This window comes from Geosporobacter subterraneus DSM 17957 (assembly GCF_900142145.1).
Taxonomy (GTDB): Bacteria; Bacillota; Clostridia; order Peptostreptococcales; family Thermotaleaceae; genus Geosporobacter; species Geosporobacter subterraneus.
This window is the reverse complement of sequence record NZ_FQZV01000062.1, coordinates 1-21,484: the sequence shown is the minus strand read 5'-3', so window position 1 is coordinate 21,484 and position 21,484 is coordinate 1. Positions and strand designations below refer to the sequence as shown.

17 protein-coding genes are annotated in these 21,484 nt (G+C 41.0%); 13 read left to right on the top strand and 4 right to left on the bottom strand.

Annotated elements, in window-relative coordinates:
• Nucleotides 1–325: 325 nt before the first annotated feature.
• The gene (nagZ, locus tag BUB56_RS16895) at nucleotides 326–1,618 is read right to left on the bottom strand and encodes a beta-N-acetylhexosaminidase (protein ID WP_190014658.1); all 1,293 of its coding nucleotides are present in this window, start codon (nucleotides 1,616–1,618) and stop codon (nucleotides 326–328) included.
• A 213-nt stretch (nucleotides 1,619–1,831) separates the two neighbouring features.
• Between nagZ and BUB56_RS16890 the strand changes: the two genes are divergently transcribed.
• From BUB56_RS16890 to BUB56_RS16860, 7 genes are all read left to right on the top strand, one after another.
• Nucleotides 1,832–2,485 (top strand): GntR family transcriptional regulator, encoded by a 654-nt coding sequence (locus tag BUB56_RS16890; RefSeq protein ID WP_110942436.1) that lies wholly within the window; start codon nucleotides 1,832–1,834, stop codon nucleotides 2,483–2,485.
• A gap of 174 nt (nucleotides 2,486–2,659) precedes the next feature.
• Nucleotides 2,660–3,847, top strand: coding sequence for a CaiB/BaiF CoA transferase family protein (locus tag BUB56_RS16885; RefSeq protein ID WP_110942435.1), 1,188 nt, complete (start codon nucleotides 2,660–2,662; stop codon nucleotides 3,845–3,847).
• A 313-nt stretch (nucleotides 3,848–4,160) separates the two neighbouring features.
• On the top strand, nucleotides 4,161–5,774 hold the full coding sequence (locus BUB56_RS16880; protein ID WP_110942434.1) for an ABC transporter substrate-binding protein: 1,614 nt from the start codon (nucleotides 4,161–4,163) through the stop codon (nucleotides 5,772–5,774).
• A gap of 24 nt (nucleotides 5,775–5,798) precedes the next feature.
• Nucleotides 5,799–6,791 carry an ABC transporter permease gene (locus tag BUB56_RS16875; RefSeq protein WP_110942433.1) on the top strand — a complete coding sequence of 331 codons (993 nt, stop codon included), beginning with the start codon at nucleotides 5,799–5,801 and terminating at the stop codon, nucleotides 6,789–6,791.
• Complete coding sequence (locus BUB56_RS16870) at nucleotides 6,788–7,660, top strand: ABC transporter permease (RefSeq protein ID WP_110942432.1); 873 nt, start codon at nucleotides 6,788–6,790, stop codon at nucleotides 7,658–7,660. Before BUB56_RS16875 ends, BUB56_RS16870 begins: the two co-directional genes overlap by 4 nt.
• Before the next feature lie 32 nt (nucleotides 7,661–7,692).
• Entirely contained in the window at nucleotides 7,693–8,724 is a 1,032-nt protein-coding gene (locus BUB56_RS16865; RefSeq protein WP_330392683.1) for an ABC transporter ATP-binding protein, read from the top strand.
• On the top strand, nucleotides 8,714–9,331 hold the full coding sequence (locus BUB56_RS16860) for an ABC transporter ATP-binding protein (protein WP_110942431.1): 618 nt from the start codon (nucleotides 8,714–8,716) through the stop codon (nucleotides 9,329–9,331). The genes BUB56_RS16865 and BUB56_RS16860 overlap by 11 nt, the downstream gene beginning before the upstream one ends.
• Before the next feature lie 518 nt (nucleotides 9,332–9,849).
• Here BUB56_RS16860 and BUB56_RS16855 read toward each other — a convergent pair.
• Complete coding sequence (locus tag BUB56_RS16855) at nucleotides 9,850–11,064, bottom strand: glycosyltransferase family 2 protein (RefSeq protein ID WP_110942430.1); 1,215 nt, start codon at nucleotides 11,062–11,064, stop codon at nucleotides 9,850–9,852.
• Between the two features lies 1 nt (nucleotide 11,065).
• Nucleotides 11,066–11,815, bottom strand: a complete 750-nt coding sequence (locus BUB56_RS16850) for a hypothetical protein (protein ID WP_110942429.1) — start codon at nucleotides 11,813–11,815, stop codon at nucleotides 11,066–11,068.
• 358 nt (nucleotides 11,816–12,173) lie between these two features.
• Between BUB56_RS16850 and BUB56_RS16845 the strand changes: the two genes are divergently transcribed.
• Nucleotides 12,174–12,545: a hypothetical protein gene (locus tag BUB56_RS16845; RefSeq protein WP_110942428.1), complete on the top strand. Its 372-nt coding sequence runs from the start codon at nucleotides 12,174–12,176 to the stop codon at nucleotides 12,543–12,545.
• A gap of 159 nt (nucleotides 12,546–12,704) precedes the next feature.
• Here BUB56_RS16845 and BUB56_RS16840 read toward each other — a convergent pair whose 3' ends face one another.
• Nucleotides 12,705–13,991: a LysM peptidoglycan-binding domain-containing protein gene (locus BUB56_RS16840; RefSeq protein WP_110942427.1), complete on the bottom strand. Its 1,287-nt coding sequence runs from the start codon at nucleotides 13,989–13,991 to the stop codon at nucleotides 12,705–12,707.
• A gap of 233 nt (nucleotides 13,992–14,224) precedes the next feature.
• On the opposite strand from BUB56_RS16840, the gene BUB56_RS16835 reads away from it, so the two are divergent.
• The 5 genes from BUB56_RS16835 to BUB56_RS16815 all read left to right on the top strand — a co-directional run bounded on the left by BUB56_RS16835 (nucleotide 14,225) and on the right by BUB56_RS16815 (nucleotide 20,993).
• Entirely contained in the window at nucleotides 14,225–15,835 is a 1,611-nt protein-coding gene (locus BUB56_RS16835; protein WP_110942426.1) for a response regulator transcription factor, read from the top strand.
• 9 nt (nucleotides 15,836–15,844) lie between these two features.
• Complete coding sequence (locus BUB56_RS16830; protein ID WP_110942425.1) at nucleotides 15,845–16,852, top strand: sensor histidine kinase; 1,008 nt, start codon at nucleotides 15,845–15,847, stop codon at nucleotides 16,850–16,852.
• A 32-nt stretch (nucleotides 16,853–16,884) separates the two neighbouring features.
• Complete coding sequence (locus BUB56_RS16825) at nucleotides 16,885–18,327, top strand: ATP-binding cassette domain-containing protein (RefSeq protein ID WP_110942424.1); 1,443 nt, start codon at nucleotides 16,885–16,887, stop codon at nucleotides 18,325–18,327.
• Nucleotides 18,328–18,439: 112 nt separating this feature from the next.
• Entirely contained in the window at nucleotides 18,440–19,957 is a 1,518-nt protein-coding gene (locus BUB56_RS16820) for a sugar ABC transporter ATP-binding protein (protein ID WP_110942423.1), read from the top strand.
• A gap of 22 nt (nucleotides 19,958–19,979) precedes the next feature.
• Nucleotides 19,980–20,993, top strand: coding sequence for an ABC transporter permease (locus tag BUB56_RS16815; protein ID WP_110942422.1), 1,014 nt, complete (start codon nucleotides 19,980–19,982; stop codon nucleotides 20,991–20,993).
• Nucleotides 20,994–21,484: the final 491 nt, after the last annotated feature.

The following is a 21,484-nucleotide window of genomic DNA, read 5'->3' as shown; positions in this document are numbered from 1 at the left end:
CGCCCGTCCAAATATGTATTGGAATTAGGTTGTAGGGGTGGAGGACCCTGTCCACCCGGGCAGCAAGATTCCTGCAACCCGCTTTATGATTTGTCATCCTGAACGGAGTGAAGGATCTGACCTTTAAAATTCTAGACCCGTTCGCTCCGCTCAGGGTGACAGCTTTATGAGGATGATAAAGTAGGGTTGGGTCTCAGGCCCAATCAGGTTCAAAACCCAATGGCGGGCATGGAACCCCGCCGTTACGCATGAATGACATATTTCAATGGTAGGGAACCACGCCCCCGTGGTTCCGCCTTACGTCGTATTCTTCCTAAATCCTTCATCAAGACCCTGATTTTCCTCTGGTGATCACCTCCTGCAAAACTGCCTTATGCTCCTTTGTACCTACCTGTTTTTTCTTTTCTTCAGGATTGCTATACATATAATCTGACAGATCGTACTTTTCTTTTAGCCGAATAGTGCGGAGCACTGAGGCATTCAGTCGTTCCTCCGATATCTTTCCTGTTTCAACAGCTTCTAGCAGGGCGTTGTATGCCCTTGATTGAAGCTCTTCCCTGTGGCAGATCACAAACAAATCGATTCCTGCTTCGAAGGATTGCAGCAGGGCTTCTTCAAAAGCGGTGTTTTTGTTTGCATAGCCCTGCATTTCCAAATCATCGGTAACAATCACCCCATCAAAGCCTAATCCATTTCTTAATATATCCTGCAGAAAAATCCTGGAGCGGGTAGCTGGGAGAGCCTTTTCTTCTATAACTGGGAAGGCCAGATGTCCGACCATAATCATTTCAGCCCCCTCAGCGACAGCAGCGCTAAAAGGCACCAACTCTCTATGAATAAGTGTCTCTTGATCTATCATAATTTTGGGCAATCCCCCATGGGAATCTACCTGAGTGTCTCCATGTCCCGGGAAATGCTTTGGCACACCCAGCACACCCCCCTGCCCAAGTCCCGTTATGAAGCTGGTGCCATGCTTTGCAACAGCTTCAGCCTCACCGCTATAGGCACGCTTATACAAGAGCTTATTGCTCTTTGAAGGTACTATATCCATGACCGGAGCAAAGTCAAGATTGATCCCCAGAGCCCTTAATTCTTTACCGATCACTTCACCGACTCGTGCAGTAAGATCCTCATCATTGATATTTCCCAGTAATCTTGATTCCGGAAATTTTGTAGCTCCTAAAGGGAGGCGAGAAACCCTTCCACCTTCCTCATCGATAGCGATCCATAATGGAAGGGTATTATCTGTGTTCCAGGTATGGAGTTGTTGATTGAGCTGGATCATTGAATCAATATCTTGATAATTTCGCTGAAAGAGAATAAATCCGCCGATCTTGCTGTCCTGAATGAGAGAGCGTAGTCTCTGGGAGGGTTTATTTTCCTGGAAGCCAAATATAAAAAGTTGACCTACCTTTTCTTCCAAAGATAAGGAAGCCAGTAGTTCTATGGCGGGATCAGGCGGGGGCAGTATCTCGACGGCAGAATTCTCCTGACTGGGATCTTCTGGGTCTGGTTTAGGATGATCTGCTTCTTGATTTTCTTTTAATGGAGCCATTACAATTATTATAACTACAATGATTAAAACAAACAGAATGCCGGCAACAACCTTATAATTCATAAAAACACACTCCATTCACTGATCTATGACTATTATATGGAAAGCTGCGAATATCTGCAAGGGGATGTATTGGCAAGAAGCAAAGGGTACAATATATAAGTATTGTAATGCATTATTGAAGATAGTATGATGCAAAATATTCCAATAATAGACAAGAAAAAATTTGATATTTGATATAATATATGATAATATTCTACTATAGGGGTGGGATAAATGGATTTTCATACAAAAAACGATATTATCTATCAGATATTGAAGGATAAGATTATTGATGGTGTTCTAAAACCGGGAGAAAGGATCATTATTACAGATCTTGCTGCTGAGTTTAACGTAAGTCCAATGCCTGTAAGAGAGGCTATAAAAAGGCTGCAGCAGGATGAGTATGTAGAAGTAATCCCTCATATAGGAGCAAAGGTTGCTTCGATGGAGTGGGATAAGCTTCGAGAGATTCTTCTGATTTTAACAGAGCTGGAGGTATTGGCTGCGAAGCTGGCTGCCCCCTTTATCGGTGAGAAGGAAGTAAATGCACTGAATGATTTAATTCAGGAGATGGAAAAGGCTGTTGAAGAGAAGGATAATAGAAGATATGCAGAACTTAATAAAAAATTTCACAGTATAATCTACGGCTCTAGTCCCTATAAATATCTAAATGAATTGATCATGAATTTATGGAATAAATCAGAATTTTATAGAACTCTTTTTACGAAATCCGAAAGCAGATCAGCGACATCCTTACGGGAACATAAGGAATGGCTCAAGGCTATCATTGATAAAGATGCTGAAAAGGTTCAGCAAATCCTGCGACAGCATAAGGAAAGTGCTTATGATATTTTTTTTCAATCCCATGAAAAAGAGATAAACCGATAAACCGATAAACCGGAAGACGATCAAGATAGAGCGAAATTAATATGCATATAAGATTTGATCAAATATAAAATATCACATATAAAACATTTACTTTATATATGGTTCTGATTATATCTGAGTTTATTTTTCATATAAAGCAAAATAGTAATATTTGAAAGAAAAGGAGCGATGATGATGAAACAAGCGTTGGAAGGAATTAAAGTGTTGGATTTAACAAGAGTTTTAGCAGGACCTTATGCAACAATGGTAATGGCTGATATGGGTGCCGATGTAATTAAAATCGAAGCCCCAGAGGTAGGGGATGATTCAAGAGCTTTTGGACCCTATATCGCCAATGAAAGTGCATATTTTATGAGTTTGAATAGAAATAAGCGAAGCATAACATTAAATTTGAAGAAACCAAAAGCAAAAGAATTGTTCTTAGAAATGGTTAAGAAGGCTGATGTGGTTGTAGAGAATTATCGCCCCGGCACTATGGAAAAGCTAGGCCTTGGTTATGAAGAATTAAAGAAAGTTAATCCCGGAATTATTTATGCTGCTTCTTCAGGCTTTGGCCACTCCGGGCCATATAGTAAAAGGGCTGCTTATGATGCGGTAGTACAAGCTATGGGAGGGATTATGAGCATCACAGGGGCAAAAGGCGGCAAGCCTACGAGAGTAGGTCCGTCGGTAGGAGATATTACTGCGGGGCTATTTACAGCAATCGGTGTACTGGCAGCGCTAAACTATCGAAATAATACAGGCCGAGGACAGAAGGTAGATGTGGCTATGCTGGATTGTCAGGTAGCGATCCTAGAAAATGCTATTGCCAGATATGTAGTAACTGGTGAAGTGCCAAAGCCTGCCGGAAACAGACATACTTCTATCACACCTTTTGAGCCCTTTGAAACCAGTGATGGAGAGATCATGATTGCTGCCGGAAATGATGCTCTATTTGTAAAGTTGTGCGAATTGCTTGGTACAGAAGAATGGATACAGGATGAACGATTCAAATCAAATCCGCAGAGAACAAAACACGTAGAGGAACTGACTCCACTGATCACAGAAATTACAAAGACGAAAACTACAAAGGAATGGCAGGAGCTACTGGATAAAGCCGGGGTGCCTAACGGACCGATCAATACCATCGATAAGGTTCTTGAAGATCCTCAGGTACTGGCAAGAGAAATGATTGTAGAGGTAGAGCATCCTGTTGCCGGACACTTGAAGATGGCCGGAGTTCCTATCAAGATGAGCGAAACCCAGGGCAGTGTTCGCAAGCCTGCTCCAGTTCTGGGCCAGCATACGGAGGAAATATTAGAGGATCTGCTAGGACTTGGAAAAGAAGAAATTGAAGAATTAAAAAAGGCACAAATCTTTTAATATTTTTAAATAATACTTGTATTATGCATAAGGGCTTGTTATACTTATAACAAGTACAACATGAAGTTGTCTGTTAAGGCTTGAGTTATCAAATAAAGAGTTACACATAATCAAATCTATAAGATAACCATGAAGGATATATCGTTCCCATGAGGGGAAGGATTCCTTCATGGTTTTTTTGTTTTAGTTTTAATCCTGAAAAATTACTTGAGGAATTGCCCTTGAAAGGAGCTGAAGGGAAAAGAAAGACTCGAAATAAGTGAAAAATAATAATTGATACTAATTAAATACATAAAACAGGGGGAATATTGCTATGTCAAGTAAAAGAGCTATGTTAGCAGTACTGTTGGTGATAGTCTTATCTACAATGGTTTTTACAGGCTGTGCACCAGCAAAGAGTGATAATCAGAACACACAAAATATTACTACAAAAGAGGAATTAATTTTAGCTATAGGCAGTGAGCCAGAAGATGGGTTTGATCCTACAACTGGATGGGGACGTTATGGATCGCCTTTATTCCAAAGTACTTTGCTAACAAGAAATCAAGATTTAAAGATTGTAAATGACCTTGCTGTAGAATACAAAGTGAGTGATGATGGTCTGATCTGGACTGTTGAGCTTCGAAAGGATGCAAAATTCTCAGATGGACAGCCATTAACCTCTGAGGATGTGGTGTATACCTATAACGCGGCTGCTGAGAGCGGATCAGTGATTGATTTAAGTGTAATGAAGTCTGTAGAGGCCATAGATCACTACATCGTTCAATTTACCTTAAAGCAGCCTCAATCCACCTTTGTAAATCTGCTGTTGACCCTAGGTATTGTTCCAAAGCATGCCCACGGCAAAGACTATGCAACAAATCCAATCGGGTCAGGTCCCTTTAAACTGGTTCAATGGGATAAGGGGCAGCAGCTGATTGTAGAAGCTAATCCTGAGTATTATGGTTCAGCTCCGGCTTTCAAAAAATTAACCTTTTTATTTTTAGGAGAGGACGCAGCATTTGCTGCAGCAAAAGCAGGAACCGTAGATATAGCTTATCTCCCACCAGCCTTTGGAAAACAAGCAGTGCCAGGAATGCGGTTAGTAACCTTAAATAGTGTAGATAACCGTGGTATGATGTTTCCAGTGGTTAAAGCTGGAGGGACGACAAAAGAAGGAATACCCGTAGGCAATGATGTAACAGCAGATTTGGCAATCCGTAAGGCAATCAATTTTGCAATAGATCGTCAGGCACTGGTAAATGGGGTATTAGAAGGTTTTGGAACACCAGCCTATACTGTCTGTGATGGCCTTCCGTGGTGGAATCCTGAAACGGTTATCAAGGATGGAGATATGGAAAAGGCCAAGAAGATTCTTTCCGATGGAGGTTGGAGAGATACAGATGGAGATGGTATCCTGGAGAAGGATACATTAAAGGCACAGTTTACCTTGATCTATCCTTCAAGTGATCAGACACGTCAATCACTGGCCATTTCTGTTGCAGACATGATAAAACCGATTGGAATCAATATTGCTGTAGAAGGAAAGAGCTGGGATGAGATCCAAAAGATGATGCACTCTAACGCAGTGTTGTTTGGATGGGGAAGCCATGACCCACTGGAGATGTATAACCTTTACAGCAGCAAAACCGCAGGAATAGGATGGTACAATACTGGGTTTTACAGCAATCCAATAATAGATAGCTATATGGAAAAAGCTCTTGCAGCGGTAACGGAGGAAGAGGCCTTAGAATACTGGAAGAAAGCACAGTGGGATGGTAATACAGGGTTTAGTGCTATGGGTGATGCGCCTTGGGCTTGGATGGTGAACCTTAATCATTTATACCTTGTCAATGAGAAACTGGATATCGGGCAAGCTAAGATTCAACCCCATGGCCACGGATGGCCAATTACGGATAATATTGTAGAGTGGCATTGGAATGAGTAAAGGAAAAAAGAGAGGAGTGCAGCCATGCGATTAAGAAAAATAACGCTATTTATGATCAAAAAGGGCACCCGAATCGCTACGCTTCTGGTAGCATTGTGCTTGCTCTCCTTCTTGCTGATCAGCTACTCTCCAATTGATCCTGTACAGGCCTACGTAGGGGCAGATATGATGCGGGTAGGACCGGAACAGAGAGAAAAAATTGCAGAGCACTGGGGGATTAATAAACCTCCAGTGGAGCAGTTTCTGAGATGGGCAGGAGCAGTATTTCGTGGAGATTTAGGTACATCTATGATTTACCGCCGACCTGTGATAGAAGTCATAAAGGAGCGATTTTTAGGGTCGCTTGCGTTGATGGGAGCAGCCTGGTTGTTTTCAGGGATGATCGGCTTTATCTTAGGCATCACTGCAGCTATGAAGCAAGGAACCTGGGTGGATCGAGCTATAAAGTGGTACTGTTTGACCCTGGCATCTACACCGACCTTCTGGGTAGGGCTGCTGCTGTTGATCATATTTGCTGTTTGGCTGGGTTGGTTTCCTGTTGGTTTGGGGGTACCTATAGGTATTCTTGCACAAGATGTCACCCTTGGCAGCTACATCAAGCATTTGATACTGCCGGCCTTTACGTTGAGTATATTAGGTGTTGCAAACGTAGCATTACATACAAGACAGAAGCTGCTGGAGGTTTTATCCAGTGATTATGTCTTATTTGCTCGAGCAAGAGGGGAGCAGGGTTTTTTGCTCTTATGGCGTCATGGATTGCGCAATATTGCTTTACCGGCCATTACATTACAATTCACCTCCTTTAGTGAGCTCTTCGGCGGAGCTGTCTTGGCAGAGCAGGTTTTTTCCTATCCAGGTCTGGGGCAAACTACGGTACAGGCAGGACTTCGGGGCGATGTGCCGTTGCTATTGGGGATTGTCATTTTTAGCGCCCTATTTGTATTTACGGGAAATCTAATGGCAGACTTAATCTACCAAATCATAGACCCACGGATACGGCAAGGAGGTGCGGTATGATAAATATAGATGCATTAAGAGAAAAAAGATCCCTTGGTTTTAGGCTGCCCAGATTCAATCGCAGACAACAAACATTGATTACAATTCTATTGATGATTATTTTCCTCAGCAGTGTGATTGTTGGAGGTGCCCTTTTAGGAAATGAAAGAATTGCTACCAATTTTGAGACGAAGAATTTATCGCCATCTCTTAAGCACCCCTTTGGCACCGATTGGCTGGGACGCGATATGCTTACACGAACCCTCAAGGGAATAACTTTAAGTATGGGTGTAGGAATGCTGGCAGCTACTGTTAGTGCCTTTATTGCGCTAATCTTAGGATTGCTGGCAGCTACCATGGGAAAATGGGCAGATACTGTTGTTACATGGTTGGTAGATTTGTTTTTGAGTGTACCCCATCTGGTAGCATTGATTTTGATTGCCTTTGCACTGGGAGGCGGCATGAAAGGGGTTATTATTGGTGTCGCTTTTACCCACTGGCCAAGCTTGACACGGGTTATTCGGGCGGAAGTACTCCAGCTTCGCTCTGCAGAGTTTATACAAGTTTCAAAGAAAATGGGGAAATCGCGGTGGTGGATCGCTGTAAAACATATATTGCCCCATCTAATACCACAATTTTTTATAGGATTGATGCTGTTGTTTCCTCATGCTGTGCTGCATGAAGCATCTATTACCTTCCTAGGCTTTGGTCTATCACCGCACCAGCCGGCTATTGGAATTATTCTATCAGAATCCATGCGGTATCTGTCTACGGGAATGTGGTGGCTGGCTTTTTTTCCCGGATTATCCTTATTGATCATGGTAAGGGCTTTCGATATTCTGGGAGATCATTTACATATGCTGATGGATCCTCATCATGCCCATAACTAATCTGAGAAAAAGCGGGGAGAGGAGGTTTTAACTTGAGGTGGATAAAGTGGATTAAAAATAGATTCATCCCTTCAAAACCCGAGTCTGTAGTAGGTTTGTCGTGGGAATCAGCGGATTTTGGTGGAGCAGAAACAGGGAGTAAGACGGTGCTGGAGGTAGAGGATTTATCGGTGTCCTTTGTACAATATGAGAAGGGATTGCAGCAAAAACAGATGAAAGTGATCAGCAGCTTAGATATTGCTATTAATAGGGGAGAAATACTGGCTGTGGTAGGGTCTAGCGGATCGGGAAAGAGTCTGTTGGCCCACGCTATCTTGGGAATTTTACCTGAGAATGCCAGTGTAACCGGATCGATAAAATACAATGGCAAGGAACTAACACTGCAGCGACAAGCAATGCTGCGTGGGAATGAAATCGCTTTGGTCCCCCAATCTGTTAACTACCTAGATCCCTTGATGCAAGTAGGTGCTCAAGTACGGACAGGGATAAAAAACGGAGATGCACTGGCTGTGCAAAGAGAGGTTTTTGACCGCTACCAACTGAAACCGGAGGTAGATCGATTCTATCCTTTTCAGCTTTCGGGAGGGATGGCGAGGCGTATCCTCATCTCAACGGCCATCGTCAGCGATGCACAATTGGTGATCGCTGATGAACCTACACCCGGATTGGATCCTGAGGTAGTAGAAGAAACCCTGGGATATTTCAGAGAGATGTCAGCAAGAGGCTGTGCAGTGATGCTGATTACCCATGATATTGAAACAGCGCTCAAGATCGCAGATAAGGTTGCCGTTTTTTATGCCGGAACAACGGTTGAAGTAGCACCCATAGAAAACTTTTCAGGAGATGGAGAAGCTCTGCGACATCCATACAGCAAGGCCCTCTGGCGTGCACTGCCTCAAAATGGGTTTATGCCTATACCTGGAGCACAGCCCATGCCCAATAATTTGCCAGAGGGATGTCTCTTTGCACCCCGATGCAGCATGGCTACATCAGAATGCAGTATAAAGCAGCCAAAGGTGCGTAAACTAAGGGATGGAATGGTGAGGTGTGGTCATGCTACTTGAAGCACAGGATATTGGTTTTCGATATAGTAAAGGACCTTGGATTCTGCGGGGGGTAGATATGCATATTGCCCAGGGTGAAATCGTTGGATTAGTAGGACCTAGCGGATGCGGAAAGTCAACCTTTGGTCGAATCTTAGCAGGTTATGAGTGGCCTCTGGAGGGGCATGTAACACTGGGAGGGGAGCCTCTGCCTACCGCCGGTTATCAACCCGTCCAGTTAGTGTTTCAACATCCAGAAAAAGCTGTAAACTCCCGCTGGCGATTAGGTGATACATTAAAAGAGGGGTGGGTACCGGAGGCGTCACTTTTAGAAGCATTAGGCATTGAACAGGAATGGTTTAAACGGTGGCCCAATGAATTATCCGGTGGAGAACTGCAGCGCTTTTGTATAGCAAGAGCCCTAGGACCTAAGACGAGGTTTTTGATAGCCGATGAGATGACTACCATGTTGGACGCTATAACCCAGGCCCAGATCTGGCATGTGGTCTTAGAGATCGCAAAAAAACAAAATATGGGTATACTGGTAGTAAGTCATGAATGGAATCTGATCAAGCGGCTTTGCAGCAGGATTATTGAACTAAGTATTGTAAACAGGGATCGAGAATAGCAGGAATGCTGTTCTCTTTTACTTTTCGGGGTAAGATTTTTTGACAAAACGCTGTCCATTATACTAGAAAATAATCGAATTCTGTAATAAAAATTGAAAATTAAGTAATATGAATCAACTTTCGCACACAGTTGATGTACTATAAACATTGAAAAATCAATAGTTCTAGACAATAAAAAAGTCCAAGAAGCCCCTTCGCGGGATATAATAGAAGTGACGAAACACCATTAAAATAAACAGTTCTGAGGTTCTTGAACATGTTTATTGCATCACAGAAGATGAAAACAGAAAATAGGTTTGTACTGACAGTTGATAACTTTTTCAAAAAGTTATCTATAGGTTCAATTCCAAAAGAGGCAAATGCATACAAAGAAAAGGGTGTTCCTTGTGTCTAGGTATTCAAAGTGCTTTTCCGGCTTGCTTTTACAAGTAAGAACCTGTTTATGAATTATGAAGGCGAGAATTTTACAGGAAAAACCGTTCCTGACAAAAGATACATTTAACGAATTCTACAGGTCCTAAAATCGAATCGTTTTATCCCAAGGGATAATCTCTTTTCTTCTCTTTGCCTTGATATAGTAAAACAGACTTCGCACAAACAAATAAATAAAAAATTGCGCATAGGTAAAATACATAATAAACCCAATAAAAATATTCATGGGAGAGAAGCTTTTTTCTACGGCCTGCGCGCTGAAAAGCTGGGAGGTATAGATGATATAAGAGACATACCATATGAGCAAGGTCGGGGCAGCCAAGCTAAACTTCCAATAACCCAGCAAACCCAAAGCAAACCAAACATGGGAGATCAAAAGAAAAACTAAGAATACAACGTATATAAGAATCTGCTGAAGGGAATGGACCAATACTCTCCCCTTAAAAAACTGTATAGAAGAAAACATTTTTTCCAGCAGATAAAGATTGCCTTGAAGCCACCGGGTTCTTTGCTTTAAAAGTACACGGAGGGATTCCGGCTCCTGTTCCCAGGTGCGGGATTCAGGCACTACGGGGATCAATCCGCCGAGCCGCGTTATGGTCATGGTAAGCTCTGCATCCTCAGCCAAGGCATACACGTCATAACCTCCAATCTTCTCAATGACTGTACGCCGAACTACCATATTGGTGCCTGTCAGTGACCCAGTCTTGAAAAGAAGCCATCTGCCGGACTGCATAAGCAGTTGGAAAACCTGAAACTCAAGGGAGATCATCCGGGTCAGCCAGTTTTTCCCTTCGTTGATGGTCTTAACATAGCCCACAGAGGCCATGGCATCAGGGAATGTCTCTACTGCCTCGATCAACAGTCTTAAGGCCTTCGGTTCAGGACAATTGTCTGCATCATATACAGCAAAATATTCAGAATTAGAAATGCTTAAGCCGTAGTTTAGTACCCGGGATTTGCCCTTGGGCTTACCTATTGGCACCCGAATATGATGCATATTTTTGTATAGCTTTGAATAGCTCTCTGCAATCGTAGAAGTTTCATCCTGAGAGTTATCGTCAAGGAGATAAATCTGAAGCTCCCCGGGATACTTTATTTTGGTCATGGCGTCTAAGGTTTTGCCGATCACTTTGCCTTCATTATGGGCGGGTATCAGAATATCCACACTAGGGTATTTATCTAAAAATCTAGAGGGAAGCTCTCTGCCTCTATAGTAGATTCCCCAGATGGTAAGTACCGAGTAATAGGTTAAGATAATAAGAAATAGGGTTGAGATAATAAACAGGATGTTATTCATATTACGCCACCTGACCTTCAGCAATACCTAGAGCCTGAATTTCATGAATGATTTCATGGACATCCATCTCTAAATCAGCTTTTACATTTTCTGCATAACGATCCAGTGCTATATTTAAACCTACAGCATTTGTGTTTTGAAGAAACACCATAAAGGATATATCGTCTTTTCGGCCTACCAGATCATAATCATTCCGGAAGGTTTGAAGCGCTTTTTCCGTAAGCGTATCATAGATTGTGGCGGTTGTATGGGAAGGGATATTCTCAAGGGAGAACAGAATCAAATATCCGCTTTCTTCTCTGCGCTCCATAGCCTTTAAAATAAGATTCATTCTTTCCTGGAACTCCTGCTCGGTAAGAAGCTTAGTATCTCCTACATAAGAAGTTAAAAGGTCAACCTTGGTTTTTAATCGCTCATTATCTTCTTCAAGCCGTTTTGCAATATAAACCGTAAAATAAGTAATTACTCCATTTAAGGTAAAAAACATATGGCGAAGGATATAAATAAGCTGTTGAGGTGTATCCAAACCATTTAAAAAGCCAATAAAAAGAAAAGAAAGGGCTAGTATCAGAACCACACACACTAAAAGCACAAAGCCTTTTCTTCGGGTGATCCTACTGAGAACAAATACAAACAGCAGATAACTGCCAAGAAAAAAGGGAAGAATTTTTGTCTCTAAAATGGTTACTGACAAACAAATCATTATAGCTTGTATCAAAATAGAAATCATCAGCCATTTAGCTTGCTTCATCGATTAATCACCCTGAAATTTATTTTGTCAAAATACGTCGAGTTTTACCATATAGTTTATTATATAATAAATTGACACCCATTGGGAGAAATGTTAGTTTGAAATAAAAGGAATCCTTTCATACTTATAACAAGTATAGATCTGTGATTAAGAAATTTGACATTCAGCGGAACGGCACAGAGGCCGTTCCCTACGTAAACCTCAATGGAAATGTAGGGATCGACGCCTTCGTCGTTCCGAGTAGAAATTAGGATTCTCAGTCACATATATATAGAAGAGGCATTTTTAGAAAATGAATCTATCAAGGCATTAGCAACATAACAACGGCTGCCTGAAATGGGCAGCTTTTATCAATAAAATGGCAAATTTCGATTTGACGGCCTATCGTAACAGCAAGATGAATGCGTATGCTAAAAGGAAAGATGAAATAGGGATTATAGCTTCAGCCCTTGTAGGAATGCATGAGAACTTTACTGAGCTTGTTCATAGGATTTCGGAGATGGATGCTGAAATCAAGCAGATTGACATAAGAGAGGATACCAGTTACAGGCTGACTCTGTCAGATAAAAACCCTTTTCATAATGCAACACAGTCTATAAATGTATTGCTGGAGAAAACACAGAGCTACTTAGAACAGCTAAAAGAATCCAATCGGGAAATCCTCGAGAAAAATGAACTTTTGACAGCCTCGGTAGAGGCTAGCTTTTCAAAAAATTATTTTAGACCATGAAGCGAGTGGTGGAATGAATCTTTACCTTCAGTTGATAATGAGACGATTAGATAGTAAAGAATAAGATACTCTTTCGCAGCTGTTTAAAAAACACCCCCAATAGGATGTAAACAAAGAATCCTATGGGGGTGTTTCTAGCGAGCCCACTAAGCCTTAGTCTTATCGTTTTACTACATCAAAGTTTTCTTCTATCAAAAGCCAGTTTTGCGGGAAGGAGAGGCCCAACTTCCAATAGCTGACACCCCTTAAACCCAGCTCTTTTACAAGGTTGAACTTTGCCTGAATGGACCGGGCATCCTCAAACCACACCCTATGCTGTCTTCCTTCGTTGTCTGTGTAGTCAAAATAAGGGGCCTGTGCTGTATTGTCATACCTGATTGGCACATTATTTTCCGCAGCGATTTCTATGGCACGCTGGGGACTGACTGCTCTTGCATAGGGACCTCCCGGTACATAAGGCAGTGTCCAGTCGTATCCATACAGGTTCTGACCCATCATGATTTTAGAAGCAGGCATTTCTGTTAAAGCATATTCGATGACCTGACGTACGGGGCCGATTGGAGATACAGCCATAGGCGGACCACCGCTATAGCCCCATTCATAAGTCATTAGGACAACAAAGTCTGCTATTTCTCCATGGGCCCTATAATCATGGGCTTCATACCAGGCACCTCTTTGGGCGGCACTGGTTTTGGGGGCTAAGGCAGTAGACATCAGTAAACCCTCTGCCGATAATCTGGTTTTAGCCTTTCTTAAAAAGGCATTATAGTTCTCTCTTAGCTCAGGGGGCAGGAACTCCATATCAAAGTGAACATCTCTATAATTAACTCTTCTTGCTGTTGCAATGATATTATCCAGCAGCCGGTTTTGTACTTCTTCATTTGTTAAAACAATTCTTCCCAGCTCTGCGCTGAATTGTCCTTCTTCGAGATTGGTAACCACCATCATCAAAGCTGCATTATTGGCTTGAGCAATGGCGGGAAAATTATTCAAAGGAGGCTCTCTTAATGTGCCGTCTCTCTGAATCTGATAACTGAATGGTGCCAGGTAAGTCAAGTAAGGAGCTGCTTTCCGGGCGGCCTGTTCTAATGCCGGAGAGACTGTTCCTCCTAATGGTTCAACATAAGCATTTATTTCTGCCTCTGTTCTAGGCCGCGGAGGAATATATAATCTTAATCCAATAGGTAATGGCTGGGTTACCGAAATTTGATTGATTCGTGCAAGTTCCTGATAGCTTATTCCGAATCTCTGCCCGATACTATATAAGCTGTCGCCCGGTTGAACCCAGTAAAAGCTGCCTACGATAGGAATGACCATTGTCTGTCCTACCACCAGCTGATTGGGATTTGGAATTTCATTGGCACTCACAATTGCTGAAACTGTAGAATTATATATTTGAGCAATTTCAAATATTGACTGCCCTGGCTGGACAACGTGAATCTGCATAATATCCCCTTCTTTTTTATAAAAATTTTCTCCCTACCATTATATGATGGAAAAACAGAAGTGTACTAATAATGCTGTGTGTATTTTCCTAATGGGGCTAATTTATACCCAATTTGACGGATCTGGAATGGGGATTGTATAATGAAATCATAAAAGAAGATTGGGAATGTTTAGAAATAACAGTGATTGCAGGAAAGAGTTCATCGTAAAATCCGGTAAGGGAGTTGAGTCCTATGATCAGAGTGTTAGTAGCCGATGATGAAGCGCGAATATGCAAGCTTATCATTAAGCTTATAGATTGGGATAAAAACGATATGCAGGTAATAGGAACTGCCAGTAACGGTATTGAGGCATTGGAGCTTATCGAAAGGGAAAATCCGGATATTATTATTACCGACATAAGAATGCCCGGCTATGATGGACTGGAAATGATAGAAAGAGCGAAAAAAATTAAAAGTGATTTGGAATTTATCATCATAAGCGGGTACGGCGAATTTGAATATGCCAAGAAAGCCATAGAGTTTGGTGTAAAGGATTATCTTCTGAAACCGATCAACAAGGATGATCTGCTTAAAGCCCTGCTTAAAGTAGGGGAAGGGGTAAAAAAGAAAAAGGGGCAGATTCTCTTGGAGAAGGAGTACGAACAAATCCTGAAAAACGATGCAAATAAAATCAGGGAAGGACTTTTAAACAACCTCATCTTATTTCAACCGGAGAGCTTTAGGGACTACACTTTGAGTGAAATCAATGAGAACCATCATTTCAGGTTTCATGAGGGGTTTTTTAGGGTAGCCGCTTTAAAGATTGACTCTGTTGGTGTGGATTGCTTCGACACCATAAAAAACAGAATCAATGAAACAAGAGATATGATCAGAGCAGAATTACAAAATGTTACATATGAATTAGATTTTATCCATAGCAAAAGAGATTTATATATCATCATGAATTATAACGAAGCGCAGAAAAGGCAAATCGAGAAGGGCCTTTTAAAAATTTTAGAGGCTTTTAAGCGAAGGGTCTCTATGGTTGAGAAGCTGGAGATAACCATCGCATTGGGAGAAGAAGCACAGGATTTAAGTGGAATCACGGAATCCTTTCAATCCGCAAAACTATTAGTAGAAGACCGGCTGCTAAAAGGGACGGGAAAAATAATAGAAATAGACAAGAAAAGGACGGATCAGGCTGAAATCGAAGATATGTTTTATTATTTCTCCAAGAAGTTCATAAAAGCTGTAGAGTTGTTAGATATTGATGAAGTTAAGAAAACAGTAATGCATTTTAAAAAAGATATATGTTCAAAAAACATAAGGGGTGCTGAATTAAAAAGAATGATCCTTGAGATGGAAAATATTTTTTATCTGACCATGAAAAGTAATAATATTAAGGTTGAAAGTGCTCAGGAAGACGGCCAGAACTTAAAAAATCTAATTGACAACTGCAGTTCTATAGACTGTTTGTTTAACGGGCTACTAGAGCATGTAGCATCTTCATTGACGGTTTTAGCTGGGGATAAATACCATAATAACCTTAAACAAATAAAGCAGGCCAAAAGATATATAGAAGAGAATTATATGAAAAATATTACCTTGGAGGATTTAGGTGCCCATATTGGATTTAACCCAAGCTATTTCAGCAGTCTTTTTAAGAGGGAGACGGGGATTTCCTTTGTTGAGTATCTTTCTAAAATTAGGATTGAGAAAGCAAAGGAATTGTTAAGGGAATCAGATTTGCGCATACAGGATGTATGTTTGATGGTAGGATATAGTGACGCCAAATATTTTACAAAATCCTTTATTAAACATACAGGCTTAAAACCTAATGAGTATAGGAAAATATTCGCCTAGGAGAATGCAATGAAGAATAAAAGAGGACTTTATTTGTTTGATAGAATCTTTATTGTGCTCATGATTATAGGGATCATGCTGCTGATAGCCTTTTTACACTTGATATCCAGTGCCCTGAGCAGGGGGACATATCTTTTTTTGTTCATCTATGCAGCTTCACTGGCTGGGGTGTGCTATTTCTCCTATAAATGGATCTACAGACCCTATAAGGAAAGCAATAAAGTGCTGAGACTCTTTCATGAAGGCTATATTTTCAAAGGGGTATTTGACCTTAGAGTGCCCTTCAATCACGAATCCTACCTTGCCTTTCAGAAGTTCAAGGAAATTATCGATACAAAAGAATTAATAGAGGGTTCTAAGAAGCATGCTGAATATTTAGCCCTTCAGAATCAGATCAATCCCCATTTTCTATACAATACCCTGGAAGGGATCAGAAGTGAAGCCCTTATTGAAGGGGTAGACAGCATTGCCAATATGACGGAAACCCTAGCAACCTTCTTTAGATATACCATATCCAATGTAGATAAATTGGTAAGCCTTGAGGACGAGCTTACAAATGTAGAAAACTATTATAAAATACAAAAATTCAGGTTTGGTGAAAAGCTGGATTTTAATATTGATTTCCAAGGGGATAATCCTATAGAAATCCTTAAAGCCAGAATACCCAAGCTCACGCTGCAGCCTATTTTTGAAAATGCCATTTTCCATGGAGTGGAGCGTAAGATGGGAAAGGGCATACTGACATTGAAGGTGACGGCAACCAGTAAAAGACTGATTATCATCATATCGGATAATGGTGTAGGCATCGAAGAGGAGCGGGTTAGAAAACTGAATAAAAAGCTTAGAGGTGCATCCCTTGAATATATGAAAGAAGACAAAAATAAAGGAGGGATCGCACTACTGAATGTAAACAATCGGATTAAGCTTATTTTCGGAGATGAATATGGGATTTATGTATACAGCAAGGCCGGTGCGGGAACAGATGTAGAAATAACGATACCTTTGATCATGGAGTAGTATATTGGCGGGGAGAGCATGGGGATAGGATTATGAGAGAAGAACTGCTAAGGATAGAAAATGTAACGAGAAGGATAGAGGGCATCACCTATCTGGACAATATCAATTTCCACATTTTTAAAGGGGAGATTATGGGTCTAATTCCCCTAAATAATCATGGGAAAAGGCAGCTTATAGAGCTGATCTCTCAAAATGTGTCCATTAGCTTTGGGCGGATATATTTTAATGAGGAGCTCGTGAACTATTATGAACACAGCAACATGACCAATAACCGCGTTTATACGATTGATACAGATACAAAATTGGTAGAAGACCTTAAGGTAATTGATAATATAAACGTTTTGAACCATGCCTTTCGTGAACACATCATAAAGGAAAAGAAGCTAAAGGTAAAAACTGATGAACTGCTTAAACAATTGGGGATAAAAATAGAAACCTCTGCATATGTTTCAGAACTAAGCCTCTTTGAAAAAACAGTGATCGAATTGATTAAGGCCGTGATCAGCGGTGCACAGTTAGTAATTCTGAAGGAGCTGTCAAGCTTCTTGAGCATTGAAGAGCTTTCTGATTTTCAGAAGCTTATTCAGTATTATACGGGGCAGGGTATTGCCTTTCTCTATATGGCCAACCACCATGAAGAGGCCTATAGGATATGCGACAGAATCTGTCTGCTGGAGAATGGAAGGATTATAAAGGTTATAGATAAAAAAGATTTTTCTGAGGAAATATTAAAGCCTTATATTATTTCCTTTGACAACAGCAAAGCTTTAAATGAATTAAACAAGAGTGCAGGGATATTTGAATTCAGGAATTTCGTAACGGAGAACCTTAAAGACATAAGCTTTTCTGTAAAACCCGGCGAGTGTATTACCATACTGGATATTAACAACAAAGGAATACAGGATATTGTTGAGATATTCAGCGGGACAGGTCAGCCTATAAGGGGAGATATTCTATTAGATCATAAAAGGATTGATCCCATCAATGCCAATCATTTGTTGATGAATAAGATCGTGTTTATACCGGAAAATCCCGTACGCAAAACCCTATTCTACGAAATGTCCTATTTAGAAAATTTGACATTTCTGATAGATTATAAGCTGAATAAAAGTATTATCGATAAGAAGATATTAAAAAATATCAGGGAAGAATACAGATTGATAGTAGGAAACGATGTAGATGCAAGGGATCTTACGGGACTGGATGCTAAAGCCCTGTATGACCTGGTATATTATAAAATTCAGCTGTTTAGTCCTAAGGTTGTTTTTATCATGCAGCCCTTTTCCGATGCAGATATGTACTTACGAGGGAGAATTATTGGACTGATTCAAAAGCTAAAGAAAAAAGGAATTGCCGTGATTATCTTAGCAGTGAATATATCCGATAACCTAACGGTTTCCGACAGGCTTTTAGTCATGGAGGATGGGAAACTCCTGAAAAACTATGATAAAAAGGCAATAGAAATCGAAAAGTAAACATCTAATAAATGACCCCCTAATTCAAAAGAATCCCTACCATGTCAGTTTTTAAATTATGATATGATTGATTTTAAGAACTACATGGAGGATGCTGAATTAGGGGGTTTTTATGGATAATTTTATTGTGAAACTAGAAAACGTTTGCAAATCCTTCCCTGGGGTAAGGGCTCTAGATAATGTTTCTTTTCATCTAAAATCCGGAGAAGTGCTTGCACTGCTTGGAGAAAATGGAGCAGGAAAGTCCACACTGATGAAAATATTGTCGGGAGTATATACCAGAGATAAAGGGACAATGGAAATATTCGGTGAAAGCATTGAGGATATGAATCCGGTTAAAGCCCATGAATTAGGCATTGCGATTATTCACCAGGAATTGAATATGTGTGATCATCTTACCGTAGCCCAAAATATTTTCCTGGGAAGGGAAGTAACCAAAAATGGTATTTTATCGGATAAAGAAATGAATGAGGAGGCTGGAAAGATCTTAAGGGGTTTAAACATGGATATAGACCCTGAAACCATTGTGGGAGACTTATCCATATCAAAACAGCAGATGGTAGAAATCGCAAAGGCATTATCTACCAATGCAAAAATACTGATCATGGATGAACCTACATCAGCGCTGACATCCAAAGAAATCGATGATTTGTTTGCCATTATAAAAAGATTGAAGCACGAGGGCTGTGGAATCGTTTACATCTCCCATAGACTTGAAGAACTCCAGTATATCGTAGATCGGGTGATGATTCTTAGAGACGGACAATACATAACCTCTATGGACTTCAAAGATACGAACCTGAAAGAGATTATTTCCTACATGGTTGGAAGGGAAATCACCGAGAAATTTCCCCGAATTCATAGAAATGTAGAGAAGAAGATTCTAGAAGTGAAAAATTTAAACGCCGGGAAAATGGTAAGGGATATCAGCTTTTCTCTTTATGAAGGGGAAATTGTCGGAATCGCCGGATTAATGGGTGCAGGAAGAACAGAAACCACCAGAGCATTATTTGGTGTTGACCCAAAGGAATCAGGAGAAATCATCATTGATGGAAAAAGCGTCAAAATCAATAAACCTATTGATGCAATTCAAGCGGGAATCGTATTGGTGCCGGAAAATAGAAAAAAGGACGGACTCTGCACCAAGCTTAGCATCAGGGACAATATAGCTCTTCCCAATCTAGACATCATCGCCAGTAAGTTGGGCGTTGTGAATCGGAAAAAAGAGGAAGAAATCACTAAAAGCTCTGTAGAGAATCTAGCCATAAGATTAGCCAATGCTGAGGTAGATGCAGACAGCCTCTCTGGAGGGAATCAGCAAAAAGTCGTAGTAGGCAAATGGCTGGTAAGGAACTCCAGAGTGGTTATATTTGATGAACCCACAAGGGGAATCGACGTGGCCTCGAAGGTGGAAATCTATAATCTCATGAACCAGTTAAAAAGTCAGGGGATAGGCGTGCTCTTTGTTTCATCCGAAATGCCGGAAGTCCTCGGAATCAGTGACAGAATCCTGGTTATGGCAGATGGGAGAATCACCAAAGAGCTGGATATTCAAGAGGCGACGCAGGACATTATACTAGAATATGCCACTAAATTTGAGAAGAAGATTAAGGAAAACATGGAAGCTTGAGAAAAATGGGGGAGTTTATAGCATGGAAAATAAAATAAAAACCAATAGATTGATGAAACTCTTGTCTAAAAGAGGGATGATGCAGGTTGTTACAGTATCCTTTGGACTTCTGGTGCTGATTACCGTGTTTGGTATATTAAATCCCAATTTTTTTTCCAATAGAAATATATCCAACTTATTAAGACAGATCGCACCTATTATATTAATCGGAATCGGACAGTCCTATGTACTGATTACAGGCAATATTGACCTGTCTATAGGGTCTCTTGTAGGAATGAGCTGTATGATTTCTGCTACCCTCATGACGAAGGGGATGAATCCCTGGCTGGCCGTAGGCTTTACCTATGCAGCGGCCCTTGCCATAGGACTGTTGAACGGACAGTTAATCTCAAAGGCGAAACTGCCGGCATTTATCGCAACCTTAGGTACCATGACCATTGCAAGAGGGGTGGCCCAGATTGTCAACAACAATTACAACACCGACTCAATAGGGCCTGCTGCCGAAGGGTTTAGGGACTTCTTCTATTATGGGAAAACCTTTGGACTATATAATACGATATGGATCGCCCTTGCCTTTTGGATCGTCTTTAACTTTATCCTTAGCAGAACAAGAACAGGAAGACATATATACGCAGTAGGCAGCAACATCCATGCTGCACACCTTTCAGGAGTGGATATCGCCAGTACGGTAACAAAGGCATATATCGTAAGCTCAATATGCTCTGCCACCGTGGGTCTTGTGATGACAGCCGTTAGCGGTATGGGGACCATGGACGCAGGAACAACTTATGAGCTCTATGCAGTAGCAGCCTCTGTAATCGGAGGAGTCAGCACCCTAGGGGGTCAGGGAATACTGCTGGGAACCATCGTTGGGGCTTCCATATGGGGGGTATTGCAAAATGGACTTCAGTTTGCCGGTGCTCCTGTAGCTATTAGAAATATTGTAATAGGAATCATTGTTATTATATCCGTACTGCTGGACATCGTTGTACGGGCTAATAAAAACAAAGCCACAAAGGCAAAGGCCAAAGCTTAATCTATCAGCGGTATTAAAGCGAAAGCTTTAAATAATAATAAAAAATTAGGTAGTTGCAGAATGTGGTTTTGATTTATCCACAGGAGAAATAGTATTTATGCGACAGCAGGTAGTGTAAAGTAACCTATGAAAAAACAGAATAAAAAAATAAACCTAAGTTTTGTAAGAAAAAGCTGTTCATGGGTCAAACGTCGCCCTTGACAGCGCCCAAAAGCAACGCAAGAGAGCAGACACCGACGGCGAAAACTCAAGAACAGACAGACTTCTCCCGTCGTTTGCCTGGCATTTTAGCATTGCTTTATAGCGCAATCAAGGGTAAATCGAAATCATGGATTTCGACGACTTAGGGATTACCTCGGCTCAAATCTAAGAACAGGCAGTAGTCTTTGCCAGTTGATTCCTCTGAAGTTGAAGAATGGTTTGTTGTCCAAGGAATAAAAGTATTTGCCACTTGCCCGGCATGTTATCTGCATTATCAAGCATCTCATGGG

Bases quoted from the DNA above. Each gene is read 5' to 3' on its own strand.
- nagZ (WP_190014658.1), bottom strand. From the start codon at position 1,618: ATGAATTATAAGGTTGTTGCCGGCATTCTGTTTGTTTTAATCATTGTA.
- BUB56_RS16890 (WP_110942436.1), top strand. From the start codon at position 1,832: ATGGATTTTCATACAAAAAACGATATTATCTATCAGATATTGAAGGAT.
- BUB56_RS16885 (WP_110942435.1), top strand. From the start codon at position 2,660: ATGAAACAAGCGTTGGAAGGAATTAAAGTGTTGGATTTAACAAGAGTT.
- BUB56_RS16880 (WP_110942434.1), top strand. From the start codon at position 4,161: ATGTCAAGTAAAAGAGCTATGTTAGCAGTACTGTTGGTGATAGTCTTA.
- BUB56_RS16875 (WP_110942433.1), top strand. From the start codon at position 5,799: ATGCGATTAAGAAAAATAACGCTATTTATGATCAAAAAGGGCACCCGA.
- BUB56_RS16870 (WP_110942432.1), top strand. From the start codon at position 6,788: ATGATAAATATAGATGCATTAAGAGAAAAAAGATCCCTTGGTTTTAGG.
- BUB56_RS16860 (WP_110942431.1), top strand. From the start codon at position 8,714: ATGCTACTTGAAGCACAGGATATTGGTTTTCGATATAGTAAAGGACCT.
- BUB56_RS16855 (WP_110942430.1), bottom strand. From the start codon at position 11,064: ATGAATAACATCCTGTTTATTATCTCAACCCTATTTCTTATTATCTTA.
- BUB56_RS16850 (WP_110942429.1), bottom strand. From the start codon at position 11,815: ATGAAGCAAGCTAAATGGCTGATGATTTCTATTTTGATACAAGCTATA.
- BUB56_RS16845 (WP_110942428.1), top strand. From the start codon at position 12,174: ATGGCAAATTTCGATTTGACGGCCTATCGTAACAGCAAGATGAATGCG.
- BUB56_RS16840 (WP_110942427.1), bottom strand. From the start codon at position 13,991: ATGCAGATTCACGTTGTCCAGCCAGGGCAGTCAATATTTGAAATTGCT.
- BUB56_RS16835 (WP_110942426.1), top strand. From the start codon at position 14,225: ATGATCAGAGTGTTAGTAGCCGATGATGAAGCGCGAATATGCAAGCTT.
- BUB56_RS16830 (WP_110942425.1), top strand. From the start codon at position 15,845: ATGAAGAATAAAAGAGGACTTTATTTGTTTGATAGAATCTTTATTGTG.
- BUB56_RS16825 (WP_110942424.1), top strand. From the start codon at position 16,885: ATGAGAGAAGAACTGCTAAGGATAGAAAATGTAACGAGAAGGATAGAG.
- BUB56_RS16820 (WP_110942423.1), top strand. From the start codon at position 18,440: ATGGATAATTTTATTGTGAAACTAGAAAACGTTTGCAAATCCTTCCCT.
- BUB56_RS16815 (WP_110942422.1), top strand. From the start codon at position 19,980: ATGGAAAATAAAATAAAAACCAATAGATTGATGAAACTCTTGTCTAAA.